Origin of the sequence: Nocardia mexicana NBRC 108244 (assembly GCF_001613165.1) — a bacterium.
Lineage (GTDB): Bacteria > Actinomycetota > Actinomycetes > Mycobacteriales > Mycobacteriaceae > Nocardia > Nocardia mexicana.
In genome coordinates this window covers 197,747-219,827 of record NZ_BDBV01000022.1, presented here as the reverse complement: position 1 = coordinate 219,827, position 22,081 = coordinate 197,747, and the positions used below count along the sequence as shown (strand labels likewise).

General features: G+C 67.6%; 23 protein-coding genes. 11 read left to right on the top strand and 12 right to left on the bottom strand.

Annotated features, from left to right (window positions below; genetic code table 11):
* Positions 1 to 11 precede the first annotated feature (11 nt).
* The 3 genes from NM1_RS09505 to NM1_RS09495 are packed head-to-tail and all read right to left on the bottom strand — an operon-like array spanning position 12 to position 2,642.
* Positions 12 to 707: a maleylpyruvate isomerase family mycothiol-dependent enzyme gene (locus NM1_RS09505; RefSeq protein WP_068016729.1), complete on the bottom strand. Its 696-nt coding sequence runs from the start codon at positions 705 to 707 to the stop codon at positions 12 to 14.
* Positions 700 to 1,563: a fumarylacetoacetate hydrolase family protein gene (locus NM1_RS09500; RefSeq protein ID WP_068016726.1), complete on the bottom strand. Its 864-nt coding sequence runs from the start codon at positions 1,561 to 1,563 to the stop codon at positions 700 to 702. The genes NM1_RS09505 and NM1_RS09500 overlap by 8 nt, the downstream gene beginning before the upstream one ends.
* The gene (locus NM1_RS09495) at positions 1,560 to 2,642 is read right to left on the bottom strand and encodes a cupin domain-containing protein (protein ID WP_068016723.1); all 1,083 of its coding nucleotides are present in this window, start codon (positions 2,640 to 2,642) and stop codon (positions 1,560 to 1,562) included. Before NM1_RS09495 ends, NM1_RS09500 begins: the two co-directional genes overlap by 4 nt.
* 83 nt (positions 2,643 to 2,725) lie before the next feature.
* On the opposite strand from NM1_RS09495, the gene NM1_RS09490 reads away from it, so the two are divergent.
* Complete coding sequence (locus NM1_RS09490; RefSeq protein WP_068016719.1) at positions 2,726 to 3,505, top strand: IclR family transcriptional regulator; 780 nt, start codon at positions 2,726 to 2,728, stop codon at positions 3,503 to 3,505.
* Positions 3,506 to 3,683: 178 nt separating this feature from the next.
* On the opposite strand, the gene NM1_RS09485 is transcribed toward NM1_RS09490, so the two are convergent.
* Positions 3,684 to 4,085 carry a hypothetical protein gene (locus NM1_RS09485; protein WP_147288825.1) on the bottom strand — a complete coding sequence of 134 codons (402 nt, stop codon included), beginning with the start codon at positions 4,083 to 4,085 and terminating at the stop codon, positions 3,684 to 3,686.
* On the opposite strand from NM1_RS09485, the gene NM1_RS43850 reads away from it, so the two are divergent.
* On the top strand, positions 4,048 to 4,302 hold the full coding sequence (locus NM1_RS43850) for a hypothetical protein (RefSeq protein ID WP_147288826.1): 255 nt from the start codon (positions 4,048 to 4,050) through the stop codon (positions 4,300 to 4,302). The genes NM1_RS09485 and NM1_RS43850 overlap by 38 nt on opposite strands.
* Before the next feature lie 156 nt (positions 4,303 to 4,458).
* Here the strand turns inward: NM1_RS43850 and NM1_RS09480 are convergent, their stop codons facing one another.
* Positions 4,459 to 5,868 carry a thrombospondin type 3 repeat-containing protein gene (locus NM1_RS09480; RefSeq protein WP_147288827.1) on the bottom strand — a complete coding sequence of 470 codons (1,410 nt, stop codon included), beginning with the start codon at positions 5,866 to 5,868 and terminating at the stop codon, positions 4,459 to 4,461.
* 148 nt (positions 5,869 to 6,016) lie between these two features.
* On the opposite strand from NM1_RS09480, the gene NM1_RS09475 reads away from it, so the two are divergent.
* Positions 6,017 to 6,706 (top strand): TetR/AcrR family transcriptional regulator, encoded by a 690-nt coding sequence (locus NM1_RS09475; protein WP_068016711.1) that lies wholly within the window; start codon positions 6,017 to 6,019, stop codon positions 6,704 to 6,706.
* A gap of 215 nt (positions 6,707 to 6,921) precedes the next feature.
* Here the strand turns inward: NM1_RS09475 and NM1_RS09470 are convergent, their stop codons facing one another.
* Both NM1_RS09470 and NM1_RS09465 read right to left on the bottom strand, forming a co-directional pair.
* Positions 6,922 to 7,332 (bottom strand): GlcG/HbpS family heme-binding protein, encoded by a 411-nt coding sequence (locus NM1_RS09470; protein ID WP_084519316.1) that lies wholly within the window; start codon positions 7,330 to 7,332, stop codon positions 6,922 to 6,924.
* Positions 7,333 to 7,523: 191 nt separating this feature from the next.
* Positions 7,524 to 8,702, bottom strand: coding sequence for a lactonase family protein (locus NM1_RS09465; RefSeq protein ID WP_084519315.1), 1,179 nt, complete (start codon positions 8,700 to 8,702; stop codon positions 7,524 to 7,526).
* 347 nt (positions 8,703 to 9,049) lie between these two features.
* Between NM1_RS09465 and NM1_RS09460 the strand changes: the two genes are divergently transcribed.
* Positions 9,050 to 10,303 carry a CoA transferase gene (locus NM1_RS09460; protein ID WP_068016702.1) on the top strand — a complete coding sequence of 418 codons (1,254 nt, stop codon included), beginning with the start codon at positions 9,050 to 9,052 and terminating at the stop codon, positions 10,301 to 10,303.
* A 231-nt stretch (positions 10,304 to 10,534) separates the two neighbouring features.
* Here NM1_RS09460 and NM1_RS09455 read toward each other — a convergent pair whose 3' ends face one another.
* Together NM1_RS09455 and NM1_RS09450 are read right to left on the bottom strand one after the other, a co-directional pair.
* Positions 10,535 to 11,698: an acyl-CoA dehydrogenase family protein gene (locus NM1_RS09455; protein WP_068016699.1), complete on the bottom strand. Its 1,164-nt coding sequence runs from the start codon at positions 11,696 to 11,698 to the stop codon at positions 10,535 to 10,537.
* A gap of 50 nt (positions 11,699 to 11,748) precedes the next feature.
* A complete protein-coding gene (locus NM1_RS09450) occupies positions 11,749 to 12,957 on the bottom strand; it encodes an acetyl-CoA C-acetyltransferase (RefSeq protein ID WP_246010789.1) in 1,209 nt (402 codons plus the stop codon).
* A 135-nt stretch (positions 12,958 to 13,092) separates the two neighbouring features.
* On the opposite strand from NM1_RS09450, the gene NM1_RS09445 reads away from it, so the two are divergent.
* From NM1_RS09445 to NM1_RS09420, 6 genes are read left to right on the top strand one after another with little or no spacing between them, the layout of a single operon-like run.
* Positions 13,093 to 14,256, top strand: a complete 1,164-nt coding sequence (locus tag NM1_RS09445) for an acyl-CoA dehydrogenase family protein (protein WP_068016692.1) — start codon at positions 13,093 to 13,095, stop codon at positions 14,254 to 14,256.
* Positions 14,253 to 15,095 carry an HpcH/HpaI aldolase/citrate lyase family protein gene (locus NM1_RS09440; RefSeq protein WP_068016690.1) on the top strand — a complete coding sequence of 281 codons (843 nt, stop codon included), beginning with the start codon at positions 14,253 to 14,255 and terminating at the stop codon, positions 15,093 to 15,095. Before NM1_RS09445 ends, NM1_RS09440 begins: the two co-directional genes overlap by 4 nt.
* Before the next feature lie 23 nt (positions 15,096 to 15,118).
* On the top strand, positions 15,119 to 15,865 hold the full coding sequence (gene fabG / locus NM1_RS09435) for a 3-oxoacyl-ACP reductase FabG (RefSeq protein ID WP_068016687.1): 747 nt from the start codon (positions 15,119 to 15,121) through the stop codon (positions 15,863 to 15,865).
* Positions 15,866 to 15,870: 5 nt separating this feature from the next.
* Positions 15,871 to 16,740 carry an HTD2 family dehydratase gene (locus tag NM1_RS09430; RefSeq protein WP_068016684.1) on the top strand — a complete coding sequence of 290 codons (870 nt, stop codon included), beginning with the start codon at positions 15,871 to 15,873 and terminating at the stop codon, positions 16,738 to 16,740.
* A 14-nt stretch (positions 16,741 to 16,754) separates the two neighbouring features.
* Complete coding sequence (locus tag NM1_RS09425; RefSeq protein ID WP_068016681.1) at positions 16,755 to 17,207, top strand: MaoC family dehydratase; 453 nt, start codon at positions 16,755 to 16,757, stop codon at positions 17,205 to 17,207.
* Between the two features lie 30 nt (positions 17,208 to 17,237).
* Positions 17,238 to 17,972 (top strand): GntR family transcriptional regulator, encoded by a 735-nt coding sequence (locus tag NM1_RS09420; protein WP_068016678.1) that lies wholly within the window; start codon positions 17,238 to 17,240, stop codon positions 17,970 to 17,972.
* Positions 17,973 to 18,005: 33 nt separating this feature from the next.
* Here the strand turns inward: NM1_RS09420 and NM1_RS09415 are convergent, their stop codons facing one another.
* The 3 genes from NM1_RS09415 to NM1_RS09405 all read right to left on the bottom strand — a co-directional run bounded on the left by NM1_RS09415 (position 18,006) and on the right by NM1_RS09405 (position 20,797).
* Positions 18,006 to 18,800: an enoyl-CoA hydratase/isomerase family protein gene (locus tag NM1_RS09415; RefSeq protein WP_068016675.1), complete on the bottom strand. Its 795-nt coding sequence runs from the start codon at positions 18,798 to 18,800 to the stop codon at positions 18,006 to 18,008.
* A gap of 134 nt (positions 18,801 to 18,934) precedes the next feature.
* Positions 18,935 to 19,306 carry a nuclear transport factor 2-like protein gene (locus NM1_RS09410; RefSeq protein ID WP_114699417.1) on the bottom strand — a complete coding sequence of 124 codons (372 nt, stop codon included), beginning with the start codon at positions 19,304 to 19,306 and terminating at the stop codon, positions 18,935 to 18,937.
* Positions 19,307 to 19,435: 129 nt separating this feature from the next.
* On the bottom strand, positions 19,436 to 20,797 hold the full coding sequence (locus NM1_RS09405) for a carotenoid oxygenase family protein (RefSeq protein ID WP_068016668.1): 1,362 nt from the start codon (positions 20,795 to 20,797) through the stop codon (positions 19,436 to 19,438).
* Between the two features lie 247 nt (positions 20,798 to 21,044).
* Between NM1_RS09405 and NM1_RS09400 the strand changes: the two genes are divergently transcribed.
* The gene (locus NM1_RS09400) at positions 21,045 to 22,079 is read left to right on the top strand and encodes an ABC transporter permease (RefSeq protein ID WP_169814224.1); all 1,035 of its coding nucleotides are present in this window, start codon (positions 21,045 to 21,047) and stop codon (positions 22,077 to 22,079) included.
* The last annotated feature ends 2 nt before the right edge of the window (positions 22,080 to 22,081 follow it).

Here is a 22,081-nt window from a genome sequence, read left to right as displayed (position 1 = left end):
CCTTTCGATGTTCACAGCCAACGGCTCAGCGACGGCGCCGCCGGATCGGGTGCGGGGCCCCGCCCGGTCAGCCAGGCCGCCAAATCAGGCATCGATCCCGCGATCACAGGTGCGGAGTGGTCGGCCGGCCAGCGGCGCCCGTTCTCGAACTCGACCGCGAACAGCGGATCGGTGCCCCGCTGCGCGCGGTATGCGATCACGTCGGCGACCAGTCGCTCCAATACCGGCGCGGGCACGTCGGCGAAGCTGACCCCCGCGGCCAGATCGACTGCGTGGACCCACACTTCGCGGCTGCGCAGCCACGGAATCTCGGTGGCAGCGACCGTCCTCCCCTGGGCGGTGACCACCGGTCTGCGCCACTGCTGCGGAGTCAGGGCGCGCAGCCGCCGCTCCAGCCCGGCCGCGGTGTCGCGCAGATCCTGGCGCAGCCGGTCGGCGGGTTCGCCTGCGCGGGAAGAGATTTCCTCGTCGCGAGCCTCGGGACTCGGATACATCGGGTTCGGGTCACCGGTCGCCGCCCAGTCGGCCAGGCGCCCCAGCGCCCGCGCGTTGCCCGTCAGGTGAGCCAGCACGTGACGGCGTGTCCAGCCGGGCAGCGAACTGTCCAGCCCGAGTTGGTGATCGGGCAGTCGGTCGACGATGTCGAGAAGAACGGCAGTGCCGCCGAGCATCCAGTCCAGGGCCGTCTCGGGCCGGGTCTCAGTCATGATCGGCTCCCGACCCGACCGGCACCGCGCCGGTGATCGTCTCCGCGACCACCGGGTTGCGCAGTTCACCGAGCCCCGAGACGCTGGTGCGCAGAACAGCACCCGGGCTCAGGTAGCGGCGCGGGGTGCGGGCGTGACCGACGCCGCCGGGGGTGCCCGTGGCGATGACGTCGCCCGGTGCCAGGGTGAGGATCGCCGAGATGTATTCGATCAGCGCCGCGGCATCGAAGACCAGATCGCCCGGGGTGGCCGATTGCACCTGCTCGCCGTCGACCCACCCCGACAGCCACGCGGTGGCGGGATCGAATTCGTCGGGTGTCACCAGTGTCGGCCCGAAGGGTGTCGTGGCCTCGAATGTCTTGCCCTGCAACCATTCCGGTGTCCGATACTGGTAGTCCCGCACGGTCACGTCGTTGAGCACGGAGTATCCGGCGATGGCCGCTACCGCGGCACCGCGGTCGGCATGCCGGACGCGGCGGCCGATCACCACCGCCAGTTCGGCCTCCCAGTCGAGCTGCGCGCTGGCTGCCGGTGCCACGATGTCGTCACCGGCGCCGACCAGCGCTTCGGGGAACTTCGCGAAGAGGGTGGGATATTCGGGGATCTCGCGGCCCATTTCGGTGATGTGGTGGCGGTAGTTCAGCCCGACGCACACGATCTTTCCCGGCCGGGGCACGACCGGTGCATAGTCGAGGACCGCCACATGCCGGCGGCGGCCGCCCTGGGCGATCGACTCCCAGCCCGGCAGCGCGAGCAACTGACCGACATCACCGATTCCGAGATCGTGCACCGCGCCGTCGTCGGCGATCCTGGCGGCGAACGTTCCCGCATCCGATCGCAGCGTCGCCAGTCTCATCGCGTCACCTCGGCCCGGAACTGGTGCAGTGCTTCGAAAATCGGCGTGTCGGCGAACCGGAACAGATCCAGATGCTCGCCGACGCCCGCGGTGATCGCCACTGGCTGCCACGACGGCACCACGAACAGGTCACCGCGGTCCACCCCGTACTCGCAGTCCCCGACTCGCACCCGCCCGGCTCCGGAGAAGACCTGATACACCGACGATCCGACCTCCCGGACAGTGGCGGTGGAGACCCCGGCACGCAGGCGATGGAACTCGGCGCGCATCGTCGGCATGACGTCGCCGCCGGTGGTCGGATTGGTGAACCGAACCGCCGCGTGCCCCGGCGCCACCGCACCGGGAAATCCCTTGTCCGCCAGATCGAGCTGGTCGGTGAGGGCCCGGTCGGTGTGTTCCCACCGGTACGCGGCGATCGGCGAACTCGGACGCCGTCCCGCCTGCGATACCGGGGTCAGGCCCGGATGTGCCCACAACCGTTCCGAACGCGAAATACTCGGTGTCGCAGTAGTTTCCGGGTGCTCGGCACCGAATTCGAAGAACGACGAGTCGGTGTAGCGGACGAACGGGATGTCGAGGCCGTCGATCCAGGCCATCGGCCGACCGGTGGTGTTGTAGTGGCCGTGGAAATGCCAGCCCGGCGTCAACAGGAAATCCCCGCGGCGCATCGCCACCGGGTCCCCGTCGACCACCGTCCACACACCTTCGCCCTCCACGACGAAACGGAAGGCGTTCTGCGAATGCCGATGCTCGGGCGCGGTCTCGCGGGGACCGAGATACTGGATCGCCGCCCACAATGTCGGCGACACGTACGGCGCGCCACCCAGTCCCGGATTTGCCAGCGCGATCGCACGGCGCTCACCGCCGCGGCCCACCGGCACCAGCTCTCCCGCGCGTGCCGCCATCGGCGCCAGCGTCGACCAACGCCAATGATGCGGGCGCGCATCGGAATTCGGCTGCACCGGCATCAGATCCCCCAGTTGCGTCCACAACGGGACCAGATGCTCATGCTCGAAATCTCGGTACAACTGCGACAACGCCACCTGATCGGCAGCGTCCGCCTCGGACGTCGTGGCCACCGCGTTTCCTTCCAGCTATCTGTGATGTGAAGCTGGATTCGACGCTAATGTGATCCGTCTCATAAATGCACTAGGATTCTGCTATGCGGGATCGACCCACCTATCCACAGAGCTCTGTCGACAACGCCCTACTGCTCATCGCCATCCTCCGCGACCAGGGGGAACTCACGGTCAAGGACGCGGCCGCGGTTCTGGGAATCTCGTCCTCGACGGCGCACCGCCTGCTGTCGATGCTGGTGTACCGGGACTTCGCCGTGCAGGACGCCACCCGCCGCTATCTGCCCGGCCCCGCACTGTTCCTGGGCGCCGTCGAACATCGGGCAACCAGCCGGCTGAACCTGCTCACCCGCCCGCTCATGCGCCAACTCCGCGATGAGACAGGCGAATCCGTGCATCTGGTCGTGCGCAGCGGCCGCTGGGTCCGATTCATCGGCAGCGTCGAATCGCAACAGGCACTACGGGTCGGCGATCGGCGCGGGGCGATCATGCCCGCCCGGACCGCCTCCACCGGAAAAGCCATGCTCGCCGATCTCACCGCGGTCCAACTCGCCCGCCTCTACGCCCGCCGCGGGCCCACCCCCGCCGACGACCGCGAAGCCCACCTCACCGACCAGGATTGGACCACCCTGCAACGCGCCCTGGAATCCGCCCGACGCCTCGGCTACGCCGTCAACGCCGATGACACCGAAAAGGGTTTGACCGCAGTAGGAGTCGCGCTTCGCACCAGCACCGGCCAGCCCATCGCCGGACTCTCCGTCGCCGCCCCCACCATCCGTATGAATCGCCGGCTCGCCGACAGAATCGGACGCCGACTCGTCGCACTGGCGACCGAAAGCCGGCAGGTCCTCGACCAATTCCAGTGAGCCGGACACAGCGTAGCCATTGCCCGCCACGGTTGGCACGGCCGAACCGGGGGTACAGCCTGACTCACCGGCACGTCCGACTCTGATATGCGGTCCACTCCAACCCGGCGCGGCCGAACTCGGTAGATCAGGGTCCACGAGTTACTACGGCACGGGCGTGACGTCGTGCTGCGAGGGATCAGGGCGGCTCTGGCGCCGCCGACCGTTCGAGTTCACGCGACACGGCGGCGACGGCGGCGGTCATGGCCGTGCGGTGCCGCTCGAGGCGCTGCGGGGATTCGGGGCCGTCGGCGGCGAGAGTGCGCAGTGACGGTGAGGCGTCGGCCCAAGCGGTGACGAGGCCGAGCACGAGCGCCAGCACATCGGCCGCGTCGGCGTCGGCGTGCTCACGCAGTGCCTCGACCTTCGGCCGGTACGCACCGATCTCCCCGGACGTCGCCTCGGGCCGTTCGAGATTCGCCCACGTCGACAACCGCAGCACCGCCGGATCGATCAGCAGATAGTCGAACAGCCGGCCCGCGTAGCCGGGCAGGTCGGCGGGCGTGAACCGCCGCCGTGGCAGAACACCACGGCAGCGCATCACCACACTCGCCACCCGCACCGCGCCCGCCCCGGCACCCACCCTGCTCAACGCCGCGGCACACGCAATCGACGCCGCGACCGTGCTGCTGGCCATCGCCCGCGACCCCGTCGGCGTGGGAAGCCGCGACGGATGGCAGACAGCCATCACCAGCCTCGCCTACGCCTTCCACCTGGTCAACGACGAGCACAACGAACTCACCCAGCCCGTCCACTAGCGGCGTCACAGGGGCCTTGTACGACAACGGATTCACCGACCTCGCACAATCCGTCGGCGGCCTTGCCCAAACCGTCCGCCGATCAGTGGGAGGCCAAGGGCCGCAACCGTTGTCGCACGAGTTGCGGCCCTCGCCCGCGCGGTCCGGCGGGCTCGGTCAGTTGTAGAGACCGAGCTGTGGCGGCAGCCCGTATCGTTCCGGTGTCGTGTCGGCCAGGTGCGTGGCCTCCCACTGGTAGTGGTTGATGATGCTGGGGTCGAGCGTCTCCATCGGCATCCACGCTTCGTCGATCACCGTCTCGATGTGGTCCGATTCGCGCTTGGCGCCGATCTGGACAGTGCAGGCCCAGAAGCCTTCCTGCACAGCACGACAGGCGTCGTAGATCAGATAGTTCGGGTCGAGCGCGTTCAGCGGCGGAACGGCCTTGATGACATTGCCGATCGCCAACGGCAGGGCCCGCAGGATCGCACCCTCGATGGTGTTGCCCGCGGCGTTCCCGAGACCGTTGACGATATTGAAGAAGTCGCTCAGCTTCTGATCGGTCACCGGATAGGTGGTCGGCCCCTGCCCGATGCCCGCACCGCCGACCGCGCGCCAGTCGAGGACGATCGCGTCCTTGCCGTCGAGCGTCGACTTGGCGCCGCGGCTGACCCTGCCCTGCACGGTCTGCCCGTCACCGGCCGGGAACAGCCACGGGAACAGCCTGTACAGCGGCGCGAGCTGCGGAATATCCGTGGGGAGCGGCAGGAACCGGTTGGTGATCGTGCCGCCTTCGTTGGTCGGCTGGTACTGGTGCTTACCGGCCCAGGCCAGCATGGCCACGTCTTCCATCAGCTTGACGAAAGGCCCGCTGCACGACAAATGGTCGGTGATCGCGGGAGTCAGAATGGCGGCGAGCGCGTTGGTGACACTGCCGACGGGCAGCCGCAACGTCAGCTCGAGGATCGATACCGAGGCGGGCAGCGTCGAACAGGTCGGCACTGCCAGCACCATGTTGTCGGGACCGAACATCGGCCCGCCCTCACCCATGAATTTGAAGATGTCGCGCTTGCGCTCATTGCTCGATGTCCGGAATGCCTGATAGGTCAGGCGCCAATTCTCGTTGTACGACGAGCACGCCTCGCCCAACTGGTCCGCCAGGCGATAGTTCGAGTTCGGATTCTCCGACTTCCATTCGACGGCCATGTTGTGGGCCTCTGGGCTCACCGGCACACTGCCGTCGGCCGGCTTGGTCGCCGGGACCTGATCCTGATTCGGCACCAGCAGGCAGTTGTCGGCCCAGTTGGGCACGCTGTCGCGGTCGAAGTCGACCCACATCAACGACTCCGATTCCGGCGGTGGGTTGCCCCAGGTCCAGCCGCCCGCGGGCACCTCGGGTTCGGGGCCCGGATCCGGGATCGGCACGCCGAGATCGGGCGGCGAATCGGTGCACCCCCAGATGCCGCACTTCGGCGGATCCGGAATCGGAAGCGGAGCCAGCGGCGCCGCCGACGCCACCGCGGGCAGTCCCATCACCAGGACGGTCGTTACCGCCGCACCCCATCGCAATCCTGCCTTGGGCCTCATCGCAACTCCCCATGTCTTTCGGGATCAGCTCCCGAGCACTATCGAAATACCGCGTCGTACCTCAATGCGGGTTGTGAGGTACGCTACCGTTCCCCGATAGGCCTGACAATAGGTACGAGAAGGTTTCTCATTCGCTACCATCGGGGGCATGACGATGGCAGAGGCGTTCGCTCCCAGCTCGCTGCCCCGGGGTCGGCACCGGCTCAGCCGCGAAGACGTAGCCAGCTCCCAGCGCGGGCGGCTGTGCATCGCCGCGTTCGATCTCGCGGCGGAGAAGGGCTACCACGCCGTCACGGTGATCGATCTGGTGAAGGCGGCCGGCGTGTCGAAACGCACCTTCTACGAGCTGTTCGACAGCATCGACGAATGCTTCGGCGCGGCCCTGGAGGTCTGCGTGGACGTCGCGGTCGACAGAATCACCGACGCAGTTTCGGTCGCCAGCACCCCCGACGGTCCACCCGATTGGCGCTCCCTGCTGGACATTTCGATCCGCACCTACCTGGAAACCCTTGCGGCCGAGCCTAATGCGGCCAAGGCTATGCACGTGGAGATCATGGGCGCCGGACCCGTCTCGGCCGGCACACGATTCACCATGGTGCGCCTGTTCGGCGAACGAATGCGGGCACTGCACAGCCTCGCGGTCAGCCAGGACCCCACCATCCCCCAGCCTCCTCCGGAGGCCTTCGATTTCTTCGTCGACGGCCTGGACGGACGCATGCGCCATCACCTGCGCACCCAGCCCGCCGCGACACTGCCCGAGCTGACCCCCCTTCTCGCCCAGTGCGCGATGGCGCTGTTCGGCAAGCCGGAATATACGAACTCACCACCGGCGACCTGAACCACGACATCAGGCCCGCCCCTGTGGAAGCGGTCCCCACGGCCGAGGGTCTCTCGTCGTCCTCGAATGGCACTGCCGAATGACCGACCCCGGCAACGGCTCCCTCCACGAGGAACCCTGCTACACCCCGCCTCACCTACGGCGGAAACCACCAACCGGCCAGACGGGCGACACGAACGGCCTGCGGGGCAACGCCCGCGCCTTCTGCCCGCCGGTCAGGTCAGGTCGGACACTGCGGCTGTGCCGATCTTGTGGTCCACGATCGATGAGGCCGCGCCGCACACGCCCACGGCGCCGACGACGGTGCCGTTCATGCGGATGATCACCCCACCGCCGTTCGGGACCAGCGAATGACCGTCCGGCTGCCGGCGGTCCGGCACTCGGTGGTCACCGGGTATCGGGGTGGTGATGTGCACGGTGTCGAATCCGAATGCGAGGGCGATGTCCGCGTTTCGTTTCGCCGCATCGACCGCGGCCGGGGACGCGCCGTCCATACGCGCGAACGCCACCATCGTGCCGCCGCTCTCCACCACCGCGACGCAGACCGATTCCTCGAGCTCACCCGCCACCCGGCGAGCAGCCGCGATCACTGTTTCGGCCTGTTCCAAGGGAATTCCCGACGCCACATCACCAAATTAGCGGAGATCCGGCTTCCCGGTCCCACTGGAGCTGGGCGCGCCCGCCACCAAGGCAACGCACCGCGGACGCCTGGTCCACCGCGGTGATCAACGGCATCGTGTCGCGGCCGCCCTGTCGAATTGCCCTCCGGGACCACCGGATTCGAAGCGAAGTCGGTCCGGGCGGCGGCCGCAGCTCGTCAGGCGGGTACCAGCGTCAATGTCCGGCCGTCGGCGACGGCGGTGCCCGGATACAGGACCGTCGCCTCGTCCCGGGTGAGAGTGCCGTCGTCGCCGATGGTGAAGCGGCGCAGGACTTCCTGGGCACCCATCGGATCGGTGCCCAGCGCCCACAGCACCTTGCCGCTCGGCGACATCACCGACGATTCGGAGTACACACCCACCCTCGGGTCGAAGTCGGCGGTGGGCAGCGCCCGCAGGCTCCCGTCCGCCTCGATCGCATAGGAGCTGATGGCGGCCGAGCCCATATTCGGCACATACAGGTAGCGGCCATCGGGGGTCATGCTCGGAACGTGCGGGAGCAGGCCCGCCGGATACGGCGACCCGGCCACCTCCGACAACGTCCCGTCCTCTGCCCGGTTGAACGCCTGCACGGTGGCGCTGAGTTCGTTGACGATGTACAGGTGCCGGCCGTCCGGGGTGATCGTCGGGAACAGCGGGTTCATGCCGCCGGCGACACGCTGTTTGGCCCCGGACAACGTACCGTCCTCGCGGATGTCGAAGACCACCACCTGCCTGGACGGCACGCTGGCCACGTACAGATTTCGCCCATCGGGCGACACCGACGCCGAGCCCAGGCCGTCGATCGCGAGGCCGAGCGGCGTCACAGGACCGTTCTGGACCACAATCCCATCACTGTCGAAACGCACGGGTACCACCGCCGCATTCGTCACGCCGACGAGAACGAAGGCGTCGCGGCCGTTCGGCGCGAACGTGATGTCGACCGGCACGTCGGGCAAACCGAGCGGTGTTCGCGGGGTGAGGCTCCCGCCGGACCCGATGGCGTAGGGAATCAACCGCGGATTCTGCGTCGGCGCCACGAACAGGAACCGGCCGTCCGGTGACGCCGCCTCCGGCCAGTTCGGCGGAGGGCCGGTCGGTGTCCGGCCGATCGGAGTCGGGGGCCCGGCGTCGGAGGCGTTGTATCCGACGACCCCGTCGCTCATGAATCCGTGCATATAGATGCGGTATTCGGACGCGTCCGCCACCGCAGGCTGTGCCGCCGCCGTGAATCCGGGCAAGATCGTGGCAGCGACAGCCAATACTCTGATGGCGTTCCTGCGCCGCCGACTACGGCCGTCGGAGTTCGCCCGGCGGCGCATCCCCGACGCACCCTTCGTCGTTGAATCCGATGTCATGTCGCGGAGCCTAGGACCGGCCCAACGGTCAGAACGTCCAGGATTTGGACACTAGGTGGCCACCGCACAACGGAAGTCCTCGACGCGCGCCGGGATCCGCCGGATACCTGGGTTCACCGCCGCTCATTCCCCGGTAGGAAGCATCGAATGCCATTGTGACATACCCTATTTCGTCGATCAGCTGGCCGTAGACGCTGCCGGAGGTCCGCTGCTGCCCGGATGGGCGCAGATGATGTCGATGGGGCCAACAGAAGTATCATATATTTTATACTTTAATATTGCCCACCGTCTCCGTGGCAACCACCATGACCGACAATCCCACCCCGCAACAGAGCAGAGGCAACTCGATGACGATCACCCGGCCCGACTCGACCATCGACGACTCGACCCGGCGCCCGCTGGCCGGGCTGCGCGTCCTGGAGTTCGCCAGTTTCGTAGCGGGCCCGTCGGGCGGGATGACGCTCGGCCAGCTCGGGGCCGATGTCATCCGGGTGGATCCGATCGGCGGCGCCGCCGATTACAACCGCTGGCCGCTGTCGCAGCGCACCGGCCGCAGCCTGTACTGGACGGCGCTGAACAAAGGTAAGCGGTCGATCGCGGTCGACCTTCGCTCCCCCGAGGGCCGCGAGTTGGTCATCGCGCTCGCCACCGGCGCCGGTCCCGATGCGGGCATCGTCGTCGACAACAACGTCGGCCGCCCGTGGCTGTCCTACGAGGCCCTGACCGAACGCCGCGCCGATCTGATCCAGGTCCACATCGACGGCTACGCCGACGGTCGCGCGGCCGTGGACTACACCGTGAATCCCGATGCGGGAGTGGCGGATATGACCGGCCCTATCGAATCGGCCGCACCGGTCAACCATGTGCTGCCCGCCTGGGATCTGCTGGCTGGTATGACCGCCACGACCGGATTGCTGGCCGCCCTGCACCGTCGCACGCGCGACGGGGTCGGGTCCTTCATCCGGATCGCCCTGGCGGACGTGGCCTTCTCCACGCTGGCGAATCTGGGCTGGCTGGCCGAGGCAGACGAGCTCGGCAGCAGCCGTGCGCGGCACGGCAACCAGGTGTACGGCAGCTACGGAGCGGATTTCGCGACCGCCGACGGCAGCCGCGTCATGGTCGTCGCCCTCACCGTGCGTCACTGGGACGCGCTGCGCACGGTCACCGGCACCGGCAAGGTGTTCGACGCGCTCGAGGAGACCCTCGGCGCCGACTTCCGCACCGAGGCCGACCGGTACAGCTATCGCGAGATCATCACCGCCACCTTGCGACCCTGGTTCGCCGCCCGGCCCCTCGCGGACATCGACCGAACACTGAGCGACGCCGGTGTGCTGTGGAGCCGGTTCCGCACCGTGCACGAGGTGGCGGCCACCTTTCGCGAACAGGGCGCACCCGCGATCTTCGGCGAGGTCGAGCAGCCCGGTGTCGGCCGGGTGCTGTCCACCCGATCCCCCTTGCGCATAGGCGCCGAATACGGCGACTTCGCCATCGCGCCCGGCCTCGGCGAGCACACCGACCAGGTCCTCACCGAAATTCTCGGCCTCGGCGACGCCGAACTGGGCCGTCTGCACGACGCCGGAATTATCGACGGGACAGTGTGATTCGGCAGCACGACGCGGGAACCGTCGGCGGAACATCCTGATTCGGCTGCACGACGCGGGAACCATGGACAGAACATCCTGATTCGGCCGCGCGACACGGGAACCATGGACAGAACAGCCTGATTCGGCAGCACGACGCGGGCACCATGGGCGGGACGGCTGTGCGGTCATCGCAACCCCTCGTTGCGACGACCGCGTGGCCAGGGAAGCGCGTGCCCGCCGACTCCGGAATCAGAGCCGGTCGTCGAGCTTGTTTCGGGAAATCAGCTGCGCCGCAATCACATTGCGCTGAATCTCATTGGTGCCCTCGCCGAGGATCATCAGCGGGGCGTCGCGGAAGTAACGTTCGACCTCGTACTCCCGGGAGTAGCCGTAGCCGCCGTGCACGCGCATCGCGTCGAGGGCGACCTCCATCGCCGCCTCCGAGGCGTACAGCTTGGCCATACCGGCCTCCATATCCGCCCGCACGCCCTGGTCGATGCGGTCGGCGGCGTCGGCGGTCAACAGGCGGGCCGCCTGCACCTTGGTAACCATGTTGGCCAGGTGGGTGCCGACCGCCTGGTGCTGCCAGATCGGCTTCCCGAACGATTCGCGCTGCTGGGCATAGGCGGTCGCGTCGGCGAGCGCCGCCTGCGCCACCCCGACGGCGCGGGCGGCGACCTGCACGCGGCCGACCTCGAGCCCGCGCATCATCTGGTTCCATCCGGCACCGGGGGCGCCGCCCAGGATCGCGGCGCTCGGCACTCGCATATTCTCGAACACCAGCTCGCACGCCTCCACCCCGCGATAACCGAGCTTCGGCAGCTTCTTCGAGATGACCAGCCCCGCACCGGGTTCCACGAGCACGACGCTCATCCCCCGGTGCGCGGGCCGGGCGTCGCGGTCGGTGATGCACAGCAGCCCGATCAGCCCGGAGTGCGCGGCGTTGGAGATCCACGTCTTGCTCCCGTTGACGACCAGGTCGTCGCCGTCGGCCCGGGCTGTGGTGCGCATGGCCTGCAGGTCGCTGCCGCCGCCGGGTTCGGTGAGGGCCATGGTCGCCCGGATCTCGCCGGTGGCCATCTTGGGCAGGAACTTCTCCTGCTGCTGCTCGGTCCCGAAGGTCCGCAGCAGATACGAGATGACCGAGTGGCCGCCGATCGCACCGGCCATACTCATCCACCCGCGGGCCAGTTCCTCGGTGATCCGGGCGAAACACGCTGTGCTGACCTCGATTCCACCGAACCGCGCCGGGACCAGCAGGCCGAAGCACCCGAGTTGCTTCATCTCATCGATCAGCTCGCCGGGGTAGATGTCGTCGGCCTCGAACTCCCGCACCCGGGGACGGACCTTCTCGTCGACGAATTTGCCGACCAGGGCAACGATCTCCTGCTCGTCGGGGGTAAGGGTGTTCATTGTTCTCCTTCGTGCCTATATGTTCTATTTCAGGTCCATCGGTGCGGTCACTACACCGCTTCGACCGTCGCGGCGAGTCCCTGACCGCCACCGATACACATCGTGGCGAGCCCCTTCCCGCCGCCGCGGCGATGGAGTTCGCGCAACAGCGTGGTCACCATCCGCATGCCGGTCGCGCCGATCGGATGTCCGAGCGAGATACCGGAACCGTTGACGTTGAGCCGATCGTGATCGCGCCAGCCCCACCCCTCCAGCACCGCGAGCACCTGCACGGCGAAGGCCTCGTTCAACTCGACCAGATCGAGCCCGTTCAACAGCTTCTGCGTGTCGGTACCTTGGCGCGCAGCGAGTTTCGCGACCGCAGGCACCGGGCCGATACCCATTCGCGAGGGATCGCAGCCTGCCGCGGCCCAGCCGTCGAGAAATCCGATCGGCGTCACTCCGAGGTCGGCGAGTCGGTCCTCGGCCACCACCAGACAGGCCGAGGCCGCATCGTTCTGCTGGCTCGCATTACCGGCGGTCACCGTGCCGCCGGGTGTGATCGAACGCAGCTTGGCGAGGCTTTCGTTGGTGCTGTCGGGCCGTATTCCCTCGTCGGCGTTGACTATTCGCGGTTCCCCGCGCCGTTGCGGCACCGCGACCGGCACCACCTCGTCGTCGAAGCGGCCGTTCTTCCATGCCGCCGCCGCGCGCTGGTGGCTCCGCGCGGCATACGCGTCGGCGCTCTCGCGATCGATCGCGTAGTCGCCGGCGAGATTCTCTGCGGTTTCGATCATTCCGGAGATGCGGCCGAACCGCTCGTCCGGCTGCGACCGCTCGCGGCCACGGTCGAGGCGGTCGTAGAGCGAGACGGTACCCGCCCGCGCACCCCAGCGAGTGGCGGTCGAGTAGTACTCGATGCGGCTCATCGATTCCACCCCACCCGCCAGCACCACGTCGGCGGCGCCCGTCTGCACCATCATCGCCGCCGTCACCAGAGCCTGCAGCCCACCCCCGCAGCGCCGATCCAGTTGCATCCCCGGCACCCCGATCGGCAGCCCGGCGTGCAGCGCCACCCAGCGCCCCACACACGGAACCTCCGAGTTCGCGTAGGACTGCGCGAACACGACGTCATCGATGCGCTCGGGATCGATGCCGGACCGCGCGACCACCTCGCGAACCACGGTGGCCGCCAAGTCCTCCACCGCGACATCGCGCAGCGCGCCGCCGAAGGTTCCGACAGGAGTCCGCAGCGGATCGACGATCGCGACCCGCCGCAACAATTGCTGATTCGACAATATCCTCACACCCATCTCGATCGAACTGGCCCATGGCGGCCACCGAAGCAGCCGGCACCGCTTGCGGCATATACATTTTATATAATATTCTTCGACGGACCAGAGGACGGTGATCGAATGCCCGAGGTGGGCCCCGAGGACTTCAGCGCGATCCTGGCGCATGTGCGTGATTTCGTTCGAACGAAGGTCGTGCCGCGCGAGCAGGAGATCATGGAGGCCGACGCCATTCCCGGCGATCTGCGCAAACAGGCCGCCGAGATGGGCCTGTTCGGCTATGCGATCCCGCAGCAGTGGGGCGGGTTGGGTCTGGACCTCACCCAGGATGTCGAGCTGGCGATGGAGTTCGGATACACCTCGCTGTCGCTGCGGTCGATGTTCGGCACCAACAACGGCATCGCGGGCCAGGTGCTGGTGAACTTCGGCACCGACGAGCAGAAGGCCGGATGGCTCGAACGCATAGCCTCCGGCGAAGTGGTCGCCTCCTTCGCGCTGACCGAGCCGGGCGCGGGATCCGATCCGGCGGGATTGCGCACCAAGGCCGTTCGCGACGGCGACGACTGGGTGATCGACGGCCAGAAGCGGTTCATCACCAACGCGCCGATCGCGGATCTGTTCGTGGTCTTCGCGCGCACCCGCCCCGCCGGCGAATCGGGCCCGGGGATCGCGGTGTTCCTGGTTCCCGCCGACGCCCCCGGCGTCGAGGTCGGCGTCAAGGACAAGAAGATGGGCCAGGAAGGCGCCTGGACCGCGGACGTGGTGTTCTCCGGCGTACGAGTGCCCGCATCCGCTCTGGTCGGCGGCTCGGAAGACGTCGGATACCGGGCGGCGATGACGTCGCTCGCCCGCGGCCGCGTGCATATCGCCGCGCTGGCGGTCGGTTCGGCGCAACGCGCGCTGGACGAATCGGTCGCCTACGCGGCGTCGGCGACTCAGGGCGGTCGGCCGATCGGTGAATTCCAGCTGGTGCAGGCCATGATCGCCGATCAGCAGACCGGTGTGATGGCCGGTCGCGCGCTGGTTCGCGAAGCCGCGCAACGCTATGTCAGCGGTGCGGACCGGCGCCTCGGCCCCTCGGCGGCGAAACTGTTCTGCACCGAAATGGTCGGTAAGGTGGCCGATCTCGCGGTTCAGATCCACGGCGGCACCGGGTACATGCGCGAGGTGCCGGTCGAGCGCATCTACCGCGATGTCCGGCTGCTGCGACTGTACGAGGGCACCAGCGAGATTCAGCGTCTGATCATCGGGGGCGGCTTGCTCCGGGAAGCCGGGCGGCGCGCATGACCGCACCACCGGATTCATCCGCGACGGCCGCCGTGCGAACGGCCGCGACGTGGCTGTTCGTGCCCGGCGACCGACCGGAGCGGTTTCCCAAAGCCCAGGCTTCGGGCGCGGACCTGATCGTGCTGGACCTCGAGGACGCGGTCGCCCCCGCCCGTAAGGGCGAGGCTCGCGACCATGTCCACCAGTGGCTCACCGCCGGGAACAGCGGCGCGGTACGCATCAATGCCACCGGAACTCCCTGGCATGCAGCCGATCTCGCGATGCTTGCTCAGCACAGGGCCCCGGTGATGGTCCCCAAGGCCGAAGATCCCGGCACACTGCTGGACGCGGCGACAGCCCTCGGCGCGGGCGCCACACTCATCGCTTTGATCGAGACCGCGCACGGCGTATTGAACGCGGCGGCGGTCGCCCAGGTCGCGACCGTGCGGCGGCTGGCCATCGGAACATTCGATCTCGCGGCCCAACTCGGCATCGACCCGGGCGACCACCACGCGCTCGCGGCGGCGCGCAGCACACTCGTGCTCGCCTCGGCCGCGGCGAACCTGCCCGGACCGATCGACGGCGTCACCGGCAGTATCGATGACCCGGAACTGCTCATCGCCGAGGTGAATCACGCCCGCAGGCTCGGATTCACCGGCAAGCTCTGCATCCATCCCCGCCAGATCGGCACGGCCGGTGCCACATTGCGCCCCAGCGCCGACGAAATCCGCTGGGCCACATCGATAGTCGAGGCGAGCGGTACCGGCGATACCGCCGTACTCGACGGGCAGATGGTCGACAAGCCGGTCGTGGACCGCGCCCATCGCATCCTGACCCGAGCGAACACTCCCCTGCCCTGACGCCCGACGAAACGGAGTTGGAAATGTCCCGACCATTGCTGCAGGACCGCACCGCGGTCATCACCGGCGCCGCACAGGGCATCGGCTATGCCATCGCCGAGACGTACATCGCCGAGGGGGCCCGGGTCGTGCTCGGAGACCTCGATGCCGACACGGTGAAGCAGGCCGCCGAACGCCTCGGCGGGCCCGGCAAGGCCATCGGAGTCCGCTGTGAAGTCACCGATTCCGCGGATGTGGACGCGCTACTGCAGGCCGCGCTGGACACCTACGGCGGCGTGGACGTCATGGTGAACAACGCCGGCATCACCCGCGACGCGACCATGCGCACCATGACCGAGGACCAGTTCGACCAGGTCGTCTCCGTGCACCTCAAGGGCACCTGGAACGGAACCCGCAAGGCCGCGGCGATCATGCGCGAGCGCAAAAGCGGCGCGATCGTGAACCTGTCGTCGCTGTCGGGCAAGGTCGGCCTGGTCGGGCAGACCAATTATTCCGCCGCCAAGGCCGGGATCGTCGGCCTGTCCAAGGCCGCCGCGAAAGAGGTCGCCCACCATGGCATTCGGGTCAACGCCATTCAGCCCGGCCTCATCCGCACCCCGATGACCGAGGCGATGCCGGAGCGGGTGTGGGAGCAGAAGATGACCGAGATCCCGCTGGGCCGTGCCGGTGAGGTCGGCGAAATCGCCTCGGTGGCACTGTTTCTCGCCTGCGATCTGTCGTCCTACATGACCGGCACCGTACTCGAGGTCACCGGCGGAAGGTTGATGTAGCAGTCATGCGACAGTGGGAACCACATACCGTCACCACCGACGAGATCATCGATCCCGGTCCGGTCGCCGCGCTGGCGGCGCTGTTCGACGACGGGCTGCCGACACCCCGGCCCGGTGACGAACTGCCACCGATGTGGCACTGGGTGGCGCTGCCGCGCTGGCCGGGTTCGGCACAGATCGACACCGACGGGCACCCCGCGCGGGGCAGCTTCCTGCCGCCCGTTCCTCTCCCGCGACGCATGTTCGCCGGCGGTGAAGTCCACTGGCACAGCGAAATCCACGTCGGCGAGACCGTGCGCCGGGTGTCCCGGGTGGAATCGGTGAGCGAGAAGTCCGGTCGCTCCGGAAAACTGGTCGTGGTGGTGGTCGGCACCAGGCTCTACCGCGACGGTGGCGAGCTCGCGGTGGAGGAACGCCAAGACCTCATCTACCGCGAACCCTCGGCCCCCAGCACGACGGACGCGCCGGTCGCCGCGGCGGCGGCGCTGACACCGGCCGGCGGCCCGTTCCGGTCCGCCGGGGACAGTCGCTGGGACTTCGCGACAGATCCGACCCTGTTGATGCGATTCTCGGCCGCCACCGCCAATGCCCATCGCATCCACTACGACTGGCCGTACGCCACCCGCGTCGAGGGCTATCCAGGACTGGTCGTCCACGGCCCCCTGATCACCCTCGCCGCGGCCGAGGTCCGGCGTCTGACCGGCGCCACCGGACGCCCCGCCCGGCTGAGGCACCGCAACCGCGCACCCCTGTTCTGCGCCCAACCCGCGCAGTTGCGGACCTGCCAGGACGGCAATGCGCTGCGGGTCGAGCTGTTCGGACCCGGCGCCGAGGCAGCGGGCCCGAACGCGACCGTCGAAATCGGCCTCGGATGACAGGGGAACCGGCCATGGTTCGTACATTCACGGATCTCGATCAGGTCCGCGCCGCCCTCGGCGTACGGCTGGGCCCGAGCCAGCCGCTGGCCATCGACCAGCACCGCATCGACGCCTTCGCCGAAGCGACCGGCGACCACCAGTGGATTCACGTCGATCCGGCGCGCGCCGCCGGTGGCCCGTTCGGCCGCACCATCGCCCACGGTTTTCTGACCTTGTCGCTGCTGCCGTACTTCGGACAGCAGCTGTTTGCGCTCGAATTCGGCACGGCCCGAGTCAATTACGGCATCGACAAGGTGCGCTTCCCGGATCCCGTCCCGGTGGATTCGGCCCTGCGCTGCACCGCCACCTTCACCGAACTCCGCGACACTACCGCCGGTGCCATCCTGACCACGCGCTATGTCGTGCACGCCGCCGACGAGACGAAACCCGCCTGCGTCGCCGACACTTTGGTGCTGCTCACCTGACAGTTCCGCACATAGACGGAAAGGCGAACCGTGGCCGACAATTTGATCCGCATCCGCGGCAACCGCGGGCGGCAGCAACTGCCGGAGGAAGTCGCTGCATATGTTCGCGAACTGATCATGTCAGGGCAGGTACGCCCCGGAGAGTTCCTGCGGATGGAACCGATCGCCGAGGCGGTGGGTGTCAGCAATACACCCGTGCGCGAGGGTCTGCTCGCGCTGCGCAGTGAGGGATTCGTCGAACTGGTGCCGCGGCGCGGATTCGTCGTCGCACCGGTCTCACAGCAGGATGTGCACGATTTGTTCTGGGCTCAGGCACAATTCGCCGCAGAGCTGGCCGTTCGCGCCGCGGGCAGGATCACCTCCGAACAGATCGAGGAACTCGAGGCGATCAACGCGAAACTCGGCAACGCCATCGGCGCGGGAGATCGCGACGCCGCCGCCGGATTCGGGCACGACTTTCATCGCCATATCAATCTGACCGCCGATTCACACCGGCTCACCCTGCTGCTGGGGTCGGTCGTCAGGCACCTGCCGAATCGCTTCTACGCGTCGCTGGAGGGCCGGTTGGCAGCCAGCGGCAACGACCACCCGCAATTGATCGAGGCCCTGCGTGCCCGCGACGCCCAGCGCGCCGGGGAGCTCACCGAAAGACATATTCTCGACGGCGCGCAAGGCGTGCTCGGCATGCTCGATCAGCGCGGCCCTTGGCACGATCCCGTCACGGACACCGACTCCGAGAACACTGACACCGGCCCTGAGAAGTAATGTCTCACAACCGGTCTCAGCAGCCAGGCCCACTCAGAACTGGGGTTTGCGGTGTTCGAGATGAGCGGCGAGACCCTCTCGGACCTCCGGGCCGCCGAATCCGTAGAACTCCAGTGCCAGCGAAGCGTCGAAGATGGACCCCGCGACCTGGCGGTACCAGTTGTTCAGCGACTGCTTCGTCCACCGGATCGCGGTGGGCGCACCCAAAGCCAGTTCGCGGGCCACTTCCCGCGCGGTCGGCAGGAGTTCGGAATCCTGTTCGACGCACAGCGATACCAGGCCGATGCGCTCGGCTTCCTCGCCGGTGAGCGGACGACAGGTCATCAGGTAGTACTTGGCCTTCGCCATGCCGCACAGCAACGGCCAGCAGATCGCGGCGTGGTCACCGGCCGCGACACCGAGCCGAGTGTGCCCGTCGATGATCTTCGCGGTCTTGGTCGCCACGGACACGTCCGCGAGTACGGCCGCGACGAGGCCCGCGCCGACAGCGGGGCCGTGGATCGCGGAGATGATCGGCTTGCTGCAATCTAGGACGTTGTAGACGAGATCGCGGGCCTCGCGCATCACGCGCGACCGGACCTCGAAGTCGTCGCGCAACCGTTCGACCATCGCGAACGAACCGCCCGCCGACAGCCCCTTCCCCTCGCCCCGGATGACGACCGCCTTGACCTCGGGGTCGGAGTCGAACTCGCGCCACACCTGCGCCAGATCGGCGTGGGCGCCCTCGCCGACCGCGTTCAGGTTCGGGGCGTCGAACACCAGCTCGGCGACTCCCGCATCGTCGGGCCCGTCCACCCGCAGGTGCTCGAAGCGCGCGTAGCGACTCATATCCGTCCTCCCGTATTGTCAGCACTATCAACTAGAACATTATATATTATGTTGTGTACCCCTCCTCCTCGTCCGCGAAAAAGCGCGCGGTCCGGGTGAGCCGGTCCGCGCGCTTTCCATTGGCTCACTTGCTCTTACGGCTGGATGCCCATTTCGGGGCCGATGTACTCGCGTACCCGGACAGCCTTACCGTCGCGGGCCTCGACGATCTGCAGCAGGTGCAGTTTGACGCGCTGACCGCTGATCTGAACCTCGGTCGAGGCCTCGTTGAAGAAGCCGTTCTCGGTGTAGGTGATCCCCTCGGCACGGAAGTCGGGCACGCCGTCGTCACCGGAGCGCTCGTAGACGGCGGCGACGGCCTCGGCCACCGAGACCCATTTGTCGTCGGCGCTGTGCCACACCTGGCAGTCCTCGGTGGTGATCTCGAGGAACAGGTCGATGTTCTTCAGGGCCTTGACCCAGTTCTCGGCGAGCTCGATGGTCGCCTGGTCGGGTGTGTTGCTCATCGGTGGCTGATGCCTTCCTATCAGGGTGCCGCAGGTCGCCTGCACCACCATGATCGCCATGTGTCGGCGCAGCGAGTGTGCAGATATTGGACAGTTCGCGGCCACACTCGGCAGGATTTCAGCCGCGGATCAGGAGTGGAACCGGTGGGCAGCGAGCGTTCCGGACGGGATCCAGGTGCCGTGGAATCCCGCGGGCACGCGCACCGGCAGGTGGACCTCCGCCACCGGGTCGGCGGTGAGGTCACCGGCATCGAGGATCAGCAGATAGCCGGTGCCGCGGGCACGGTCGTGGGCGAATCCGAGGAGGTAGCCGTCGTTCTCGCCGACAGCGTCGCGCCGCGGAACGAAGACCACCTCCCCACAGGTGTGGCCGCCGGGTAGCTTATGCGCCGCACGGGTCACACCGCCTGCGAAGTCGTAGCGGTAGACCCACGAGTGGCGCCGTTCGACATCCAGGGAGAAGCTGCTCACGAAACCGAAGCGGTGCGCACGACCGATCAGCGCGTCGGCCACTCGCGGATACTCCACGGACACGTCGTCGATCTGCTCCTCCGTTACCGTGCCGCGCGCCAGGTCCAAGCGCCACCGGTGCAAGCGCGGCAACTCGCCGCCCATGTCGCCGGAGCCCCCGCGCCACAAGCTCGGTACCCGGGTACCGGTGACGATCAGGCTGCCGTCGGCCTCGAACGCGTTGAGCGTGTGCCATACGTAGCAGGGCGCGATATCGAACCAGCGGACCGGTCCACCCGTGCGAGCCATCACCCCGAACCGCGCCCGGTGCGCGTCGTCCCACCGCCACCCCACCGCTCGGTCGAACACCACCGGCAGATCCATGAACACCACATGCTGTGCCGTGACAGCGAAGTCGTGCATCATCGTCGCCCGCGGCACCTCGATCACCTGCGACTGCAGCAGTTCACCGGTCGGCGCGGCCCGGTAATATGTCAGGTACGGCGCCCGCAGTCGCCCTCCGAAGAACAGCAGCTCCCCCGAATCCGGGCAGACCTTCGGATGCGCGGTCATGGGTGTGGTCAGTTCACCACCGAAAGTGAACGGCCCCAACGTATCCAGCGCCGCATTCAACTCGTAGGGGAAGCCGCCCTCCTCGAGCGCCAGCAAGCGGCCCGCGTGCACCAGCAGATGCGTGTTGGCGGTGGTGACGCGGTAGTCCACCGTCCCGGTCGCGGCATCGAGGGCAAGATCGAAACGCGACCGGCCGGGATTGTCGTACAGCGGGGTCCGCACATATCGGTTCCGATACCACCGGGCTCTCCCGTCCCGCAGGGCAACCGCGTGCACCATGCCGTCACCGGCGAAGTAGTGCGGCGACCAGCCCGTCCGCGGATTCGGGCCGTTGCGCACGAACATCCCGTCCAGCTCGGCCGGTATCCGGCCGACCACCTCCCTCGGCTCCACCGTCACCTCCTCGGTGACCGGCGCATTGTTCCCGGCCAGATGCAACGGAATCTCGGCATTCGGCGTGGACGTCATCAGCGGTTCTCCCTATCTCGAATCGGCCGTGCCACAATGCCGAGAGAATTCGCCGACAAACAGTCTTGTTCTTGCGGGCACCGTCAGCCGCCCACAAAACTGCCAGGTCACCGGCCCGAAAACCTCCCCCCGACGGTAGGGGCCATCGTCCGAAGGTCGTAGCCGAATCCGACCAGCGCCGGATGTTGCGGCGATGTGCTCTGGGCCACAGTTGTCAGCCACATCACATGACGGACGAGGAGCGGCGATGGGGCCACGACAATTCCCGGCGCAAGCCACGCTGGACGCGAAAGTTCCTGTCTCACCGCGAGATCGGATTTCCCGGGTCGAGCAGGCGTATCTCGTTATCGGGATCACGGCGCTGGTATGTGTCGTCGGCGGGATGCTGACGCCCAACTTCCTGTCGTTCGGCAATTTCACCAGCATTCTGAGCCTGTCGGCCGCCTTCGGAATCCTCGCCGTCGGAGAGGCCGTCGTCATTCTCGGCAAAGGCATCGATCTGTCGGTGGCCGGTATCGGGCTCGGCGCGGCCCAGGCGACCCTCGCGTTCATGCACCGCGGCATGCCGGAATGGCAGGCGATCGCGTTACTGGCCGGGCTGGGGCTGCTGGCCGGGATCGTGAACGGCGTGCTGGTCGCCTATTTCGAGGTGCCCGCGCTGTTCGCGACGCTCGCCACCGGCATGCTCGCGATCGGCGGAATCGACCTCCTGTTCCTGAGCCAGAACGTCTACAACGTGCCGGGTTCGTCGTTGATCGCCGAACTGAGCAGCGGCTCCGTGCTGGGGATTCCGCGGCCGGTGCTCGTGGCCGGCGCGGTCTTCGTCGTGGCATGGCTGTTCATCTCTTACACCTCTCCCGGCCGTCTCATTCGAGCGATGGGCGACAATTTCGACACCGCGCGGATCACCGGCGCGCCGGTTCGGCCGCTGCAGGTCCTCACCTATGTGATCGCGGCATTGCTCGCCGTGCTGGCCGGGTACGTGGCGGTGTCGATTCAGGGCAGCGTGCAGACGACCGTGACCTCTTTCGACCCGATTCTGTTCACCGCGCTCACCGTCGCGGTGATCGGCGGCGTCTCACTGTCCGGCGGGCGGGGAACGATTCTCGGCGTCCTCGCCGGTTCGCTGTTCGTCGGCGTGCTCAACAACCTGCTCGTGCTGCACGGCCTCAGCACCGCCGTTCAGGATCTGATCCGCGGCGCGGTCCTTATCGCGGCCATCGCGTTCGATGCCTGGCTGCATCCGAGAAATGTCGAGACCGAGAAGTCCGGCGAACTGTAACC